The 12,864-nt window shown below is 70.8% G+C and carries 9 protein-coding genes; 3 read left to right on the forward strand and 6 right to left on the reverse strand.

Translation table 11 applies throughout. From position 1 onward, the window contains the following. Nucleotides 1–12: 12 nt before the first annotated feature. Nucleotides 13–378: a glyoxalase superfamily protein gene (locus VGX25_RS30500; protein WP_326921402.1), complete on the reverse strand. Its 366-nt coding sequence runs from the start codon at nt 376–378 to the stop codon at nt 13–15. Between the two features lie 29 nt (nt 379–407). Here VGX25_RS30500 and VGX25_RS30505 point away from each other — a divergent pair, with 29 nt between their 5' ends. Beyond that, a complete protein-coding gene (locus VGX25_RS30505) occupies nt 408–1,295 on the forward strand; it encodes an NAD-dependent epimerase/dehydratase family protein (RefSeq protein ID WP_326921403.1) in 888 nt (295 codons plus the stop codon). Nucleotides 1,296–1,650: 355 nt separating this feature from the next. Here the strand turns inward: VGX25_RS30505 and VGX25_RS30510 are convergent, their stop codons facing one another. Both VGX25_RS30510 and VGX25_RS30515 read right to left on the reverse strand, forming a co-directional pair. Beyond that, nucleotides 1,651–2,262: a LysE family translocator gene (locus tag VGX25_RS30510; protein WP_326921404.1), complete on the reverse strand. Its 612-nt coding sequence runs from the start codon at nt 2,260–2,262 to the stop codon at nt 1,651–1,653. 11 nt (nt 2,263–2,273) lie between these two features. Then, nucleotides 2,274–3,692, reverse strand: a complete 1,419-nt coding sequence (locus VGX25_RS30515) for a PLP-dependent aminotransferase family protein (RefSeq protein ID WP_326921405.1) — start codon at nt 3,690–3,692, stop codon at nt 2,274–2,276. 47 nt (nt 3,693–3,739) lie between these two features. Here VGX25_RS30515 and VGX25_RS30520 point away from each other — a divergent pair, with 47 nt between their 5' ends. Further along, a complete protein-coding gene (locus VGX25_RS30520) occupies nt 3,740–5,083 on the forward strand; it encodes an FAD-binding oxidoreductase (protein ID WP_326921406.1) in 1,344 nt (447 codons plus the stop codon). A 199-nt stretch (nt 5,084–5,282) separates the two neighbouring features. Here VGX25_RS30520 and VGX25_RS30525 read toward each other — a convergent pair whose 3' ends face one another. Both VGX25_RS30525 and VGX25_RS30530 read right to left on the reverse strand, forming a co-directional pair. After that, nucleotides 5,283–10,394, reverse strand: coding sequence for a hypothetical protein (locus VGX25_RS30525; protein ID WP_326921407.1), 5,112 nt, complete (start codon nt 10,392–10,394; stop codon nt 5,283–5,285). A gap of 216 nt (nt 10,395–10,610) precedes the next feature. Then, nucleotides 10,611–11,168, reverse strand: coding sequence for a hypothetical protein (locus tag VGX25_RS30530; RefSeq protein WP_326921408.1), 558 nt, complete (start codon nt 11,166–11,168; stop codon nt 10,611–10,613). A gap of 260 nt (nt 11,169–11,428) precedes the next feature. On the opposite strand from VGX25_RS30530, the gene VGX25_RS30535 reads away from it, so the two are divergent. Then, nucleotides 11,429–12,628 carry an MFS transporter gene (locus VGX25_RS30535; protein WP_326921409.1) on the forward strand — a complete coding sequence of 400 codons (1,200 nt, stop codon included), beginning with the start codon at nt 11,429–11,431 and terminating at the stop codon, nt 12,626–12,628. 13 nt (nt 12,629–12,641) lie between these two features. On the opposite strand, the gene VGX25_RS30540 is transcribed toward VGX25_RS30535, so the two are convergent. After that, the coding region (locus VGX25_RS30540; protein WP_326921410.1) for a hypothetical protein at nt 12,642–12,864 on the reverse strand (223 nt) is incomplete at its 5' end.

The following is a 12,864-nucleotide window of genomic DNA, read 5'->3' on the forward strand; positions in this document are numbered from 1 at the left end:
CCCCCGGCGCACCTAGCCCGAGGTGTCCTGGAGTGACCAGCGGTTGCCGTCGGGATCGGTGAAGAACACGAACGCGCCGCCGGGGCCGCGCTGGACCTCGCTGACCTCCACGCCCCGCCCGGCAAGCTCGGCCCGTGCCGCGTCGATGTCCCGCACGACCAGCTGGCAGCCGGCCGCGGTGCCCGGCTCGGCGTCGGTGACCCCCTTGCCGATGGCGATCGAGCAGGGCGACCCTGGCGGGGTCAGCTGCACGAACCGCAGGTTCTCGTTGACCGTGTGGTCGTGGTCGACGGTGAACCCGGCTTTCTCGGCGTAGAAGGCTTTCGCCCGGTCCACGTCGGACACGGGCACGATGACGAGCTCGAGCTTGTAATCCATGGCCGCAACCTATCAGCGACAATGCCGCCATGCGCGTTCTCGTCACCGGCGCCTCGGGATACGTCGGCCACGCCGTCGTCCGGGCGCTGCACACCACCGGCCACGATGTCCGTGCCCTGCCCGGAGATCTGCTCGACGGGGACGCGGTCGGCGCCGCGGTCTCCGATGTGGACGGTGTGATTCATCTCGCGGCCCGCAGCAACGTGCGCGAGTCGTTCGAGCGGCCTGACGTGTACTACCGGACGAACGTCACCGGCACGCTCACCCTCCTCGACCGCCTCGCCCCCGGCACCCGTCTCGTCCTCGCCTCGACCGCCAGCGTGTACGGCGCCCCGCCGACCCAGCCCATCACCGAGTCCACCGCCCTGAACCCCCAGAACCCTTACGCCGCAACCAAAGCCGCCGCCGAGGCCGCGCTCGGCTGGTACGCCCCAGCACGCCGCCTTGCCGCCGCCACGCTGCGGATCTTCAACGTCGCCGGCGCCGTCGACGGCCACGGCGACCCCGACGGCACCCGGATCCTTCCCCGCGCCGTGTCCGCCGCCGCCGGCAAACTGTCCCATGTGGACGTCTACGGCGACGGCTCGGCCGTCCGCGACTTCGTCCACGTCGCCGACGTCGCCAACGCCTTCACCCTGGCCCTTGCCGCCGTCCAACCCGGCCGCCATCGCGCGTACAACGTGGGCGCCATCCCCGCCACGATCGCCGACATCATCGCCACCACCGAGCGCGTCACCGCCCGCCCGGTCCCCGTCGTCCACCACGACCGCCACCCCCACGAGGTCCCCGACCTTCGCGCCGACACCACCCTCATCCGCCGGGAGCTGGGCTGGGGCCCGACCCACACCACCCTGGACGGCCTCATCGCCGACCAGTGGCGGTCAGAGCTCACATCGCCGCGAGGATTGGCTCAGTAACACCGGTCTCGTGCGCACCGCCCAGATCCCGCCCAGCTGTATTTTCTAGCTCGGGCAAGGCTGTGCTTGTTAGCTCGGGCAAGGCCGCCGGTCGCCTTCGGCGAGCGGCCTGGGGTCGGGTTGCGTAGTGGGTTGCGGGCCGGGGTGGGTGGTTGGGTGGCGTGGGTGGTCGGCTGACGACGCCTGCGGGCAGGGCTCTTTCCTCGCCCTGCCCTTGTCGTCGTGTGGCGGCCGCCCTCGCCAAAGATTGGCGACCTCAGCGCAGTTTTCACACACGCCTCAGGGGCGCTGGACCAGCTGGTGGTTGAGCAAACCTCATCGGTTCGTTCACACACGCCTCGGGGTTGAGCCAACCTCATCGATCCGCGAGAGCGAGGCGGGCGCCGAGGGCGACGAACGCGGCGGCGAAGGTGCGGCGCATCCAGGACAGCACCTTCGGCCGGGAGATCACGTGGTTGCGGATCGCGGCGGCGAACAGGCCGTAGCCGATGAAGACCACGAACGTCATCAGCATGAACACCGCGCTCAGCTCGACCATGCGCAGCAGGGCGCTGGGCTCGCCCGCGGTGACGAACTGCGGCAGGAACGCGAGGAAGAAGATCGTGAGCTTCGGGTTGAGGATGTTGACCAGCACCCCGGAGGCGATCACCCGCAGCGCCGGGCGCGGCGCGGTGTCCCGCTCCACGCGCAGCGCGCCCTGCTCCCGCAGCGTGCTCCATGCCATGTACAGCAGGTACGCCACGCCCAGATATTTGATCACCTGGAACGCCACCGCGCTGGCGTGCAGCAACGCCGCCAGGCCGGTGATCGCCGCGACCATGTGCGGGACGATGCCGAGCGTGCAGCCGAAGGCGGCGACCACGCTGGCCCGGCCGCCGCGGGACAGTCCGGCCGCCATCGTGTAGAGCACCCCCGCGCCCGGGGTGACGACGACGATCAACGAGGTCAGCAGGAACTCGAGGCTCACAGCCGATCACACTACCGGCGACCGGAGCGCACCTCGACGATCGCGGCGGCGAGCAGGCCGATGCCCTCCCGGATGGTGCGCTCGCTCAGCGTCGCGTAGCCGAAGATCAGGCCGCCGTCGCCGGCATTCCCGATGCGGTACGGGGTGACGCCGTGGACGCCGACACCCCGCAGGGCCGCCGCGGCGACCACCGCGGCCTCGTCGAGGTCGGGTGGCAGCCGGGTGACCAGGTGCAGACCGGCGGCGATCCCGGCCGGGCGCAGCTCGGGCAGGTGCTCGCGCAGGGCGTGCAGCAGCGCGTCGCGGCGCCGCCGGTACATCGGCCGCATCCGGCGCAGGTGCCGGTCGAACTCGCCGCGGGACAGGAAGTCGGCGAACACCAGCTGGTCCAGCGCCGGGGAGCCGCGGTCGGCGAGCACCTTGGCCGCGACGACGCCGTCGACCAGGCGCGGCGGAACCACGAGCCAGCCGAGGCGCAGCCCCGGCGCGAGGGTCTTGCTGGCCGTGCCCGCGTAGACCACGTGGTCCGGCGCCAGCCCCTGCATGGCGCCGACGGGCGCGCGGTCGTAGCGGTACTCCGCGTCGTAGTCGTCCTCGACGATCAGCGTCCCGCGCCGGGTGGCCCAACGCAGCACCGCGGCCCTCGCCTCGGCCGACAGCACGGCGCCGGTCGGCCACTGATGGGACGGGGTCAGGATCACGGCGTCGGCGTCGCTGCGCTCCAGCGCGTCGACCCGGATGCCGCCGTCGTCGACCGGGATGCCGACCAGCTCCAGCCCGGCCGACGCGGCGGCCGGGCGGCAGTCGTCGTCGGCCGACGGGTCCTCGACGGCCAGCCGCTTCGCGCCGGACTTGGCCAGGACCTGGATGAGCAGCGCGATGCCCTGGGCGTAGCCGTTGCAGATCAGCACGTTGGCCGGCTCGGCCGCGGTCCCGCGCACCCGGTTGAGGTAGTCGGCCAGCGCCGCGCGCAGCTCGGGCATCCCGTGCCCGCTGAGGTAACCGAACCGCTCGTGCGGGGTCTCGGTGAGCACGCGGCGTGCCGAGCGCAGCCACGCGGCCCGGGGAAAGTGCACCGTGTCGGCCCGGCCGTAGCCGAAGTCGATCCGCGGCGCCGGCGCGGGTTCGGCCGGTGCCGGGGCCGGTGCCGGTCCCGGGCCGATGGCGACCTGGGTGTACCCGCCCGCCCGGCTGGTCAGGTAGCCCTCGGCCACGAGCTGCTGGTAGGCCTCGACCACCACGCCGCGGGAGACGCCGAGGTCGGCGGCCAGCGTGCGGGTGGCCGGCAGCGCGGTGCCCAGCCGCAGCCGGCCGGACCGGATGTTGTCCCGGATCGCGGCCTCGACCTGCCGGTGCATCGGCACGGAGCCGGCCCGGTCCAGGGCGATCAGCAGCTCCCCGGCGAGAGAATTGGTCCTCAAATCACGCATCGAATCGGACCTTACCGCATGGACCGATTCCTGTGAGGCTCTCAGCCATGACGACGACGAACCCCACCAGGGACCGGCTCGACGGGCAGCTGCTGCTGCCGGGCGACGCGGCCTACGACGAGGCCCGCACGGTCTGGAACGCGATGGTCGACCGGCACCCGCGGATGATCATCCGCTGCGCGAGCGTCGGCGACGTGGTGACCGCGGTGCGCACCGCCCGCGAGCTCGACCTGGAGATCGGCGTGCGCTGCGGCGGGCACAGCGTGCTCGGCCTCGCGGTGCCCGACGGCGGTCTGATGATCGACCTCACCCCGCTCGGCGGCGTCCGGGTCGACCCGGTCCGCCGGGTCGCCGCGGTGCAGGGCGGCGCGCTGCTCGGCGCGCTCGACCGCGCGGCGCAGCGGCACGGGCTGGCGACGACCGCGGGGAACGTCTCGCACACCGGCGTCGGCGGGCTGACCCTCGGCGGCGGGATGGGCTGGCTGGCCCGGCAGTACGGGCTGGCGTGCGACAACGTGCTCTCCTACCAGCTGGTGACCGCCGACGGCCAGGTGATCAGGGCCAGCCGGACCGAGCACCCGGACCTGTTCTGGGGATTGCGCGGCGGCGGCGGGAACTTCGGCATCGTCACCGAGTTCGAGTTCCGGTTGCACCCGGTGGGCACGCGGGCCCTGCTGGCCGAGTACTCGTTCCCGCTCGAGTCGGCGCTGCCCGTGCTGCGCGGGTGGCGGGAACTCAACGCGCAGGCGCCCCGGCAGGCCACGTTCACCGCGTCGATCGGTCGCGACGGCCTGGCCACCGTCGGGTTCGTCTGGGTCGGCGACCCGCGGCGCGGCCGGCGGCTGCTCCCGGAGTTCGCCGCGCTCGGCCGGCCGGTGGCGCACCGCGTCATCGAACCGTCCTATGTAGAGCTTCAGCGGATGGACGACGTCGTCGGGCGGCACGCGCTGCGCCGCTACTCGAAGGGGCACTACCTGCGGGAGTTCCCGGACGCGGCGATCGAGGCGTTCCTGCGCAGGGGCACCGTCGACGGTGGCGGCGAGAACCTGCCGAACGTCGGGCTGCAGGCGTACGGCGGGGCGATCGCCGACGTGCCCGACGACGACGCGGCGTTCGCCCATCGCGGCACCATGTTCGAGTACGGCACCGGGATCAGCTGGGCCGACCCGGCCGAGGACGCCGACCGGATGGCCGCCGCCCGCCGGGCCGCAACGGCGCTGGCCCCGTTCGCCAGCGGCGTGTACGTCAACGCGCTGTCCGACGACGGCGCCGACGGGGTGCGCCGCGCCTACCCCGCGGCCAAGCTGGCCCGGTTGACCGGGCTCAAGGACGCCTACGACCCGCACAACGTGTTCCACCTGAACCAGAACATCAAGCCGACCAGCCGCTAGGGGTCGTGACACGCGCGACGGGGCCCCGGGGACTGTGACCCGGGGCCCCAGCGCGCCAAGGGTGATCGCTAGGTGGCTGGTTGATCACCTCCTCGGCGCCGCGTGGCGGGCATGGGGATCAGCACTGTCCAGAGCGCGGCCACCACCGCGACACCGGTGATCCCGAAGCCCACCACGCCATAGCGGTGCACACCTCCTGTCAGAGCGGGGACAGTCCGGAGCCGCTCGGGAGCACCCGGAAGATGCCCCACAAACCGGCCTCGGCGAACGAGTTGCGCAGGTCGCCGTAGAAGTAGTCACCGGTGGCCCGGATCGTGCCGCCGGCGCCGCCGACCATCTCCAGCTCGCCCGTCTCCCCGGCGGTGAACGTCCGGGACATCAGCAGCTGGGACCGCCGGTCGGTGCCGCCGTTCCACATGTTCGGCTCCTGCGGGAACACGTGCCCACCGACACCGAACACATGCAGGTTGTCCGATGCGCCGATGCCCAACCGGAACACGACCGGATCGCCGGCGAAGGCCCGGAACACCGGCGTTGCCGGGTCTCCGAACACCCTCGAGCTGTACGCGTGCTCCCATGCCGGATCCGGGTTGTTCGTCGTCAACCCCAGCCGCGTCGTCAGTGGCGCGGTGGAGTAGTTGATATGGCTGAACACTGGCGCGGTTCCGGCATTGACGGTGTTGAAGATCGGGAACCGGCTGTTCAGACCGGCGCCGGCGACCACATCCTGGTACTGGAAGATGCTGCGCGAGAACTGCTGGTCGCCCGTGCCCATGTTGACGGTGAACTCACGGAAGTTCCCCGACGAGGCCCGGATGATGGCTTCGCTGCTGGTCCTCGTCGCACCGAGCGCACCACCGTCCACACTGTGGAACCAGCTCGACCCGCTCGGCTCGACGACCACCATGCCGTGGGCACCGTGACGCATCGACGCCGGGCTGCCCAGGTTCTGGAACAGCGAGGTGCCGAGCTCCTTGTCCGCGGCGAACCGCAGCGTGATCGTCTGCCCGGCCGCCACCGTCGTGTCGGGGTTGAGCCCGACCGCGGTGCCCGCCGAGGTTTGCGGGTTGTACAGCAGCTTCCCGAGATCGAACCCGGCTCTGGTGCCGCCGAACTGCGTGCCGGCGGCGATCTGGTTGCGCAGTGTCACTTCCAGACAGTCGCCGTTGTTCACCCGCAGCACCAGCGGTTCCGCCCGTTTCGTGCCGGCCCTGATCGCCGCGACGTCGTTCGTCAACGCGTACATGATGCCGTTGGCGTCCGCGGTGGGCGCGTGCGGCAGCGACTGGTTGAAGATCGTCACGTCGTACCGGCGAACCGGAGCGGTCGACGAGCACGGGTTGGTCGAGTTCGACACGTTGCTGCTCGACGGTGCCGGCGGGTTCGGCCCGGGGGTCGTCTGCGTGTCGCCGGTGGCCGGCCGCAGGATCGGGAACCCGGTGCCGCTCGGCGGCGCCGTACGGCCCGGCAGCGGCCGGAGATCCGACTGCAGCCGGTCGTGCACCCTGAAGATGCCCCACCCGCCCGATTCGAAGGCGAAGTTGCGGGTGCTGTAGTACAGGTAGTCACCCGGCAACCCGCGTGGACCACCCGCACCACCGTCGAGCACGTAGTCGAAGCGTTCCGAGATACCGGTGGTGGCCGCGTCGACCAGCTCACCACTGGAGTTGAACCGCTCCCTGGCGAACCGGTGGCCCTGGAACCGCAGCGCTTCGACACGGTCGCTCACCCCGATCGTGCGGATGACGACCGGGTCCCCGACGTACGCCCGGAACAGCGGCGTGGTCGGGTCGCCGTACTTCACCGACGAGAACACGTACGGGTCCACTGTGGTCACCGTCGCGTTGACCGTGTTGGCCGCGGTCGGATCATTGACCCGGCTGGTCGCATTGCGGCAGGCCTGTTGGCCGTTGAACTCCTGTCTTTGTTGTGTGCCGGTACCGGGTGGTGTTCGTTCGCCGATCGGCGCCGCTCTCAGGTTGATCGCCGATTCCTCGCATTCCTGCCCGAAGTTGCGATCTGTACGGCCCAGGGCACGACGCTGGTCGGCGGGGGCGGTCACCTCCGCTCGTCCACGCCGTCCGTTCGACAGGAAGATCATGTACTCCCGGAACGAGCTGCGGACTCCACCGCCGACCAGGTTGGTGGTCTGGATGTCGACGATGGTGCCGCTGCGCACCTCGGCGCCGGTCCGCGGGTCGAGGTACCTCGATCCCCGCGGCTCGATGATGTGCGCCCCGAACAGGCCACGCGCCCAGGACTCGATCCCGTTCACGTGGTCGTGCCAGAACACCGTTCCACTGTCCACATCGGAGTACCAGCGGTACTGCACGAACTCCACGGAGACCGGCTCGCCGACGGCGTGCGCCGAGCCGAGCGCGCGGTCGAACGTCAGCGTGGTGCCGCTGATCGCCGTGATCCGCCGGATCTCCAGGTTCGCCCTACCGCTGCCGACCGCGATGAAGATGCCCGGCCGCAGGTTGGTCACGTTGGACACGGTGACCCGAGTGGCGTTGGCCGCCGAGGCCGCCGTCATCGTGCGGTTCTCCAACGAGTTGGGGTACACCGACTGCTCGTAGGACAGGCCGGTGATCACGCCGTCGGAGCTCTGCGGGTCGAACTGCACGAAGTGCGTGTGCATGTTCACCTTGGGCTGGACCCACGGATCGTGCTCGTTGGTCAGGGTCAGCGCCACGCAGTCGCCCACGTTGGACCGGATCGCCAGCGGATCCGGCGCCTTGGCGCCGCTCCTGGCGTCGGCGATCACCCGATCCTTGTCCTCGTTGAGGACGAAGATCGTGCCGTCCGGGGCCGTCTCCCGCAGCGTCTGTTTGATCGGCACGCTGATGCCGGTGACGTTGTAGGTCCGTACCGGCGAGGTCGGCGGGCACAGCCCGTCGGGTCTGGTCGACGAGCCGGTCTCGCCGAGCCAGGCCGCACCGGTATGGCCGGATCCCGCGAACGGCGGCCGCATGCCGAGATGCGGTCTCAGCAACGGCCAGGCCGGCCTCCCGTTGTTCGGGTTGAACTGGATCTCTAGTCGCTGGCCGGGTGTCGGCGACTGGTAGTCCGGCCAGACTTCGGTGGTCTCCGGCTCGCTGAGGTACACGTTGCCGGACCGCTGCCAGTCCCACACCGTCGCGTCTTCGCGGTTGAGCCGAACACCCTGCGGTGGGAGTTGCCGCTCGACGAGGTCGGACAGCAGCACCTGGCTACTCGTCGGGGTGCCCGACGCGATGACCGTTCGGCCCTCGATGGTCCTGCCGACCAGGCCCGCCGAGTTCACCGCCGTCGGCGGGGTCGGCCGCCCCGGAATCACGGCGAGGTTCGGCTGTCTGGTGTCGAACACCCGCCAGAACGACCACATGCCGGCGATGTAGTGGTGGGCGATGTGGCAGTGGAACAGGAAGTCACCCGCCGCCTGCTGGCAGCCGCCGGCGCCACACTCGATCCGCATGTCGTAACCCTCGGACGGGCCGATGGTCTGCGAGTCGAGCATGACCGACGAGGCGTTGTTCGGCGGGTTCTTCTGCAGGCCGCCGGCGAAGTTGTTGGCGACCGCGTTGGGGTTCATCGGCCACCGGTCCCCACCTCCATGCAGGTGGTGGACGTGCAGGGTCTCACCGCCGGCGTGCACCGTGCGGAACTTCGTCGGCTCGCCGAGGTAGGACCGCGGCTGCGGGGTCGCCGGGTCGCCGTTGGCGTACGAGCCGTAGGTCTGCGACTCGGCCGCGTCCAGCGTGGCTTCGGTGAGGATGCCCCGCCGCGCCTGCAACTCCAGGCGGCGGTAGAACGCCTCGCTGCGGTAGTTCAGCGCCCGGGTACCCGGCCGGTAGCTGTGCGTGCTGAAACCACACGCGGCGATGGTTGCGGCCTCGTCCAGCATGACGTGCGGGTCACCCACACCGAGACCGTCCGTCGTGGGAACACAGCTTGGCGGGTTCGTGTTCTCCCGCGGCGGCCGGCGCAGGTTGAACATCTCGTCGCCGACCTCGTGGTACATGATGTTGAACTCGCGGAACGCCGTCCCGCTCGGCGGCCGGATGATCGCCGCGAAGCTGTTGAACGTCCGGTCGTTCGTGCGGTCCGCTCCGGTGTCCGGGTCGTGGAACGTCGCGCCCTGCGGCTCGGCCACCAGGGTGCCGAACAACCCGTGCAGGGTCATCTGGGTGGAGTCGCCGCCGCTACGGAACACCCTGGCTCCCTCGCCCATCAGCGGGTCGAGGAAGTAGCGGTAGGTGTACGTGCCACCGGGCGGCACCATCACGTTGGTCGGGTTGTTCCCGATCGCCTGCCCGCCGGCGCCCGCCGCCGCGTCGTGGGCCACGCCGGCGATGTCGATCGACACCGACGGCACCCCGCCGGGCTGGGTGAAGGTGGGCGTTGCGGTGAAGCCGGGCCCGCCGACCGGCGCCGCGGTCAGCCGGTTGGTGAGGTTGATCTGGACGCACTCGCCCAGCCGGGCGCGCAGCACCAGCGGCTGGATCGGGTCCTGCCCGAGACCGGTGGAGACCTTCGCGCCGCTGCCGTCGGAGCCGACCGCCGCGTTGGCCTTCAGCGCGGCCTCCTGGGCCCGCACCTCGTTCAGCTTCTCGTTCTGCACGAACATGAACGCGAACGGGTCATGATCGCCGAACCGGTTGTAGGTGATGTCGATGTTGATGGCCGAGACGTTGAACGTCCGCACCGGCGCCGTCAGGCAGCCGCCGACGGACGCGGCGATCCCGGGGTCCTCGGCCGCGCCGGCCGAGGGCGCGTTGACCGCCGTCGGCGCCAGGAACATCCCGGCGATCAGCACCGGCACCAGACCGACGGCCGCGGCGGTGTACGCCGGGCCGTGCCGCCGGGGCGTCGGGATGAGCTCCGGATCGGGCTGCCTGGCCACAATGAGCAGCATCACCACGCTCACCACGAGCACCACCGGCTGGGCGGCGATCGCGTTGGCCAGACCGTGTCCGGCCAGACCGGCCAGGTCGAGGCCCACGGCATGGTGCGCCGCGTGCGCCTCGCCGCCGGCCACGCCGACCAGCTCGTGCAGCGGGGTCAGCACCGCCGCCAGCGGCGCGAACACCGGCACGAACAGCAGCGACACCGCCGTCGCCGTCGCCAGGGCGGCGGTCCGGGCCGGTGCTCCGAGACCGAGCAGGGTCACCGCCCGGCCGCCGAGGAACACGGCCACCGCGATGACCGGCACCGTGAGCATCACGTCGAGCAGAACGCCCAACATGTGGCTGCCCTGCGCGCCCGAAGACAGCATCGCGTCGGCGTGCCGGGACAGGGTGACCGCCACCGCGAGGACTACCGTGAGCATGACGCCGCCTTCCGGCCCAATCTGACCGGAATGCGGCGCATTCGTATCTCCAGCGCGCGCCAAATGGCGGCCGGGTCTCCAGCCGCCGTAGCGTGACATAACACCCTTGGGGGTATTATGATGGGACCAGTGCATCAATTTCCCCTTTCCGATCAACTGGCGGCGTGGAGCCCCGCCAGCGGGAAAACCGTGGCGACCCCCTCTTTGGTGGATCCGTTACGGGGTGTGTGAATGACCGGGACCGGCGTTGACGCCGTCCAGCGGGATGGTGAGCCGGGTGGTGGCGTCACCGTGCGACCACTCGACCCAGGCGGGCCCGGCGGCCAGCTCGGCGGGTGGCAGGTCGAAGAACAGGACACCGGTGACCGCGTTGCGCGGGGCAAGGCGGGGTAGGTCGCCGAACGTGTCCGCGGTGGGCGTCCACTGCCGACCGTCCTTGCCGGCACGGAGCGTGAACTCCTCGGTCGCGCGGATGGGCCGGGTGTCACCGCTGGTGTTGGTCACCGTGACCGACAGGGCGAGCCGCTGGTCGTCGCCCTGCGGCATGTTGGGCATCATCGCCGGGGGCATCTGGAACCCCGGTGCGGCGTTGCTCGACATGTCGTGGTCCATCTTGGTCCAGCTGGCCGTGGTGACCGCGGCGGTCAGACCGTCGACGCTGGCGACCTCGCCGGCCGCCGGCGGGGTGTCCAGCGCGGCCAGGAACCTGCTGACGCCGAAGACGGCGAGGCCGACCGCGGCGACGAGCATGACCAGAATGCGGGCGCGAGGCATAACACGAGGCATCGGGGGTACACCTCATATGTACGGCCGCAGGTGACCCATAACTGTGGGCAACTGGGAATAATGCGTGCCGAAACTACGGGCACAGCGGCCGTCGTCGCAGGGGTTTCGGGGTAACGTAGGGGCAGGGTTCTTCGAGAGTAGTTCAGGTTGGGGATAAGGCGGGAATGGCCAGAACCACTTAGGGATGGCGTACCTGAGTAAAGCATCCCCTAAGTGCGTGAGTATGGCCCGATAGAAATGGCACGCATATGAAGGGTGATGTCGCGCTCCGGTTGCCGCGTGACCTCTACATCGCCTGCGGCGCGCGGGCGATGACCATGCTCGGCAGCATGGTCGCGGTGACCGCGCTGCTGCTCGACATGCAGGGGCGCGGCGCCGGCGCCTGGGCGGTGTCCGGCGTGCTGGCCGCGGGCACGCTGCCGATCGTCCTGCTCGGTCCGGTGATCGGGATCCTGGTGGACCGGTACGACAGCCGGGCGTTGCTCATCGCGTGCGGCATGTGGCAGGCGGGCACCTGCGCGGTGCTGGCCTTCCTCACCGACCCCGTGCTCGTGCTGCCCCTCGTCACGCTCAACGCGATCGGCACCGCGCTGGCCGTCCCGCTGCTGCTGTCCCTGACCCGGCTGATGGTGGCCGACGAGCAGCTGGCCGCCGCCAACAGCCTGCAGCAGGGCAGCCACATGCTCGCGATGCTGACCGGGCCCGCGGTCAGCGGCCTGCTTACCGGTCTCACCGGTGGGGCCAGGGTGCCGCTGCTGCTCGACGCCGGGCTGTTCCTCCTGATCACCGTCGCCGCCCTGCTGATCACCACCCGCCGGCAGTCCAACGGCGGGCCGATGCCCCGCGCCCGCGAGGGGATCACCGCGCTGTTCACCGACAGCCCGCTCGCCACCGTCGTCGTCCTCGCGTTCCTGCTCGTGCTCGTCACCCACCTCACCTACGTGGCGCAGGTGTTCCTGGTCCGCGAGACGTTCGGCGCGAGCGCGCTGGCGTTCGGCCTGCTGCAGGCGACCTTCACGGTGGGGCTGCTGACCGGCACCGTGCTGGCCAGCCGGCTGAACACCGCCCGCCGGATCGTGCTCATGAACCCGATCTTCGCCGTCGTGATGTCCACGGCGATCATCCTGATCGGCTCGGTCAGCGTGCTGCCCGCCGTGTTCGCGCTCTACGTCCTCGCCGGCGTCGGCGCCAGCGTCGTGTCGGTCTCGGTCGGCACCATGCTGATGCTGCGCACCCCCGAGTCGACCATGGGCCGCGCCCTCGCCAGCTTCCACGCGCTCAACCGGGCGGCCGCGCTCGGCGCCTACGGCGTCGGCGGCTTCGTCGTCGGCATGCTCGCCCCCGGCACCGTCTACATTCTCTCCGGCGTCAGCGCCCTCATCGCCGTCCTCGTCATGATCCCCGCCCTCCGCCGCGCCTGGCGCGCCACCGCGCCGGTGACCACCTGACCCACCCCCGCCGTCAAGCGCCAGCCGCGCCCGGACGGCTGTTCTTGAAGCGCGGGAATTCGGCGATGATCAGGCCCTGTTGGCGCTGGCGCACAGCACGGGCCTCCACCGAGCTCAGGTCAGAGACGGCGTTGACGGCCGGCTCCTCCCCCTCCCCTGAGATGGTCCTGGTACGGCACGACTTCGACGGTCCCGGCCGGGCACAATCGCACATCGTCAAGTCCCTGCTGCGCAGC

It is taken from the genome of Actinophytocola sp. (genome assembly GCF_035942955.1).
Classification (GTDB): Bacteria; Actinomycetota; Actinomycetes; order Mycobacteriales; family Pseudonocardiaceae; genus DASYTH01.

Excerpts from the sequence above, each read along its gene's own strand:
- VGX25_RS30500 (WP_326921402.1), bottom strand. The coding sequence starts at position 378 with ATGGATTACAAGCTCGAGCTCGTCATCGTGCCCGTGTCCGACGTGGAC.
- VGX25_RS30505 (WP_326921403.1), top strand. The coding sequence starts at position 408 with ATGCGCGTTCTCGTCACCGGCGCCTCGGGATACGTCGGCCACGCCGTC.
- VGX25_RS30515 (WP_326921405.1), bottom strand. The coding sequence starts at position 3,692 with ATGCGTGATTTGAGGACCAATTCTCTCGCCGGGGAGCTGCTGATCGCC.
- VGX25_RS30520 (WP_326921406.1), top strand. The coding sequence starts at position 3,740 with ATGACGACGACGAACCCCACCAGGGACCGGCTCGACGGGCAGCTGCTG.
- VGX25_RS30525 (WP_326921407.1), bottom strand. The coding sequence starts at position 10,394 with ATGCTCACGGTAGTCCTCGCGGTGGCGGTCACCCTGTCCCGGCACGCC.
- VGX25_RS30530 (WP_326921408.1), bottom strand. The coding sequence starts at position 11,168 with ATGCCTCGCGCCCGCATTCTGGTCATGCTCGTCGCCGCGGTCGGCCTC.
- VGX25_RS30535 (WP_326921409.1), top strand. The coding sequence starts at position 11,429 with ATGAAGGGTGATGTCGCGCTCCGGTTGCCGCGTGACCTCTACATCGCC.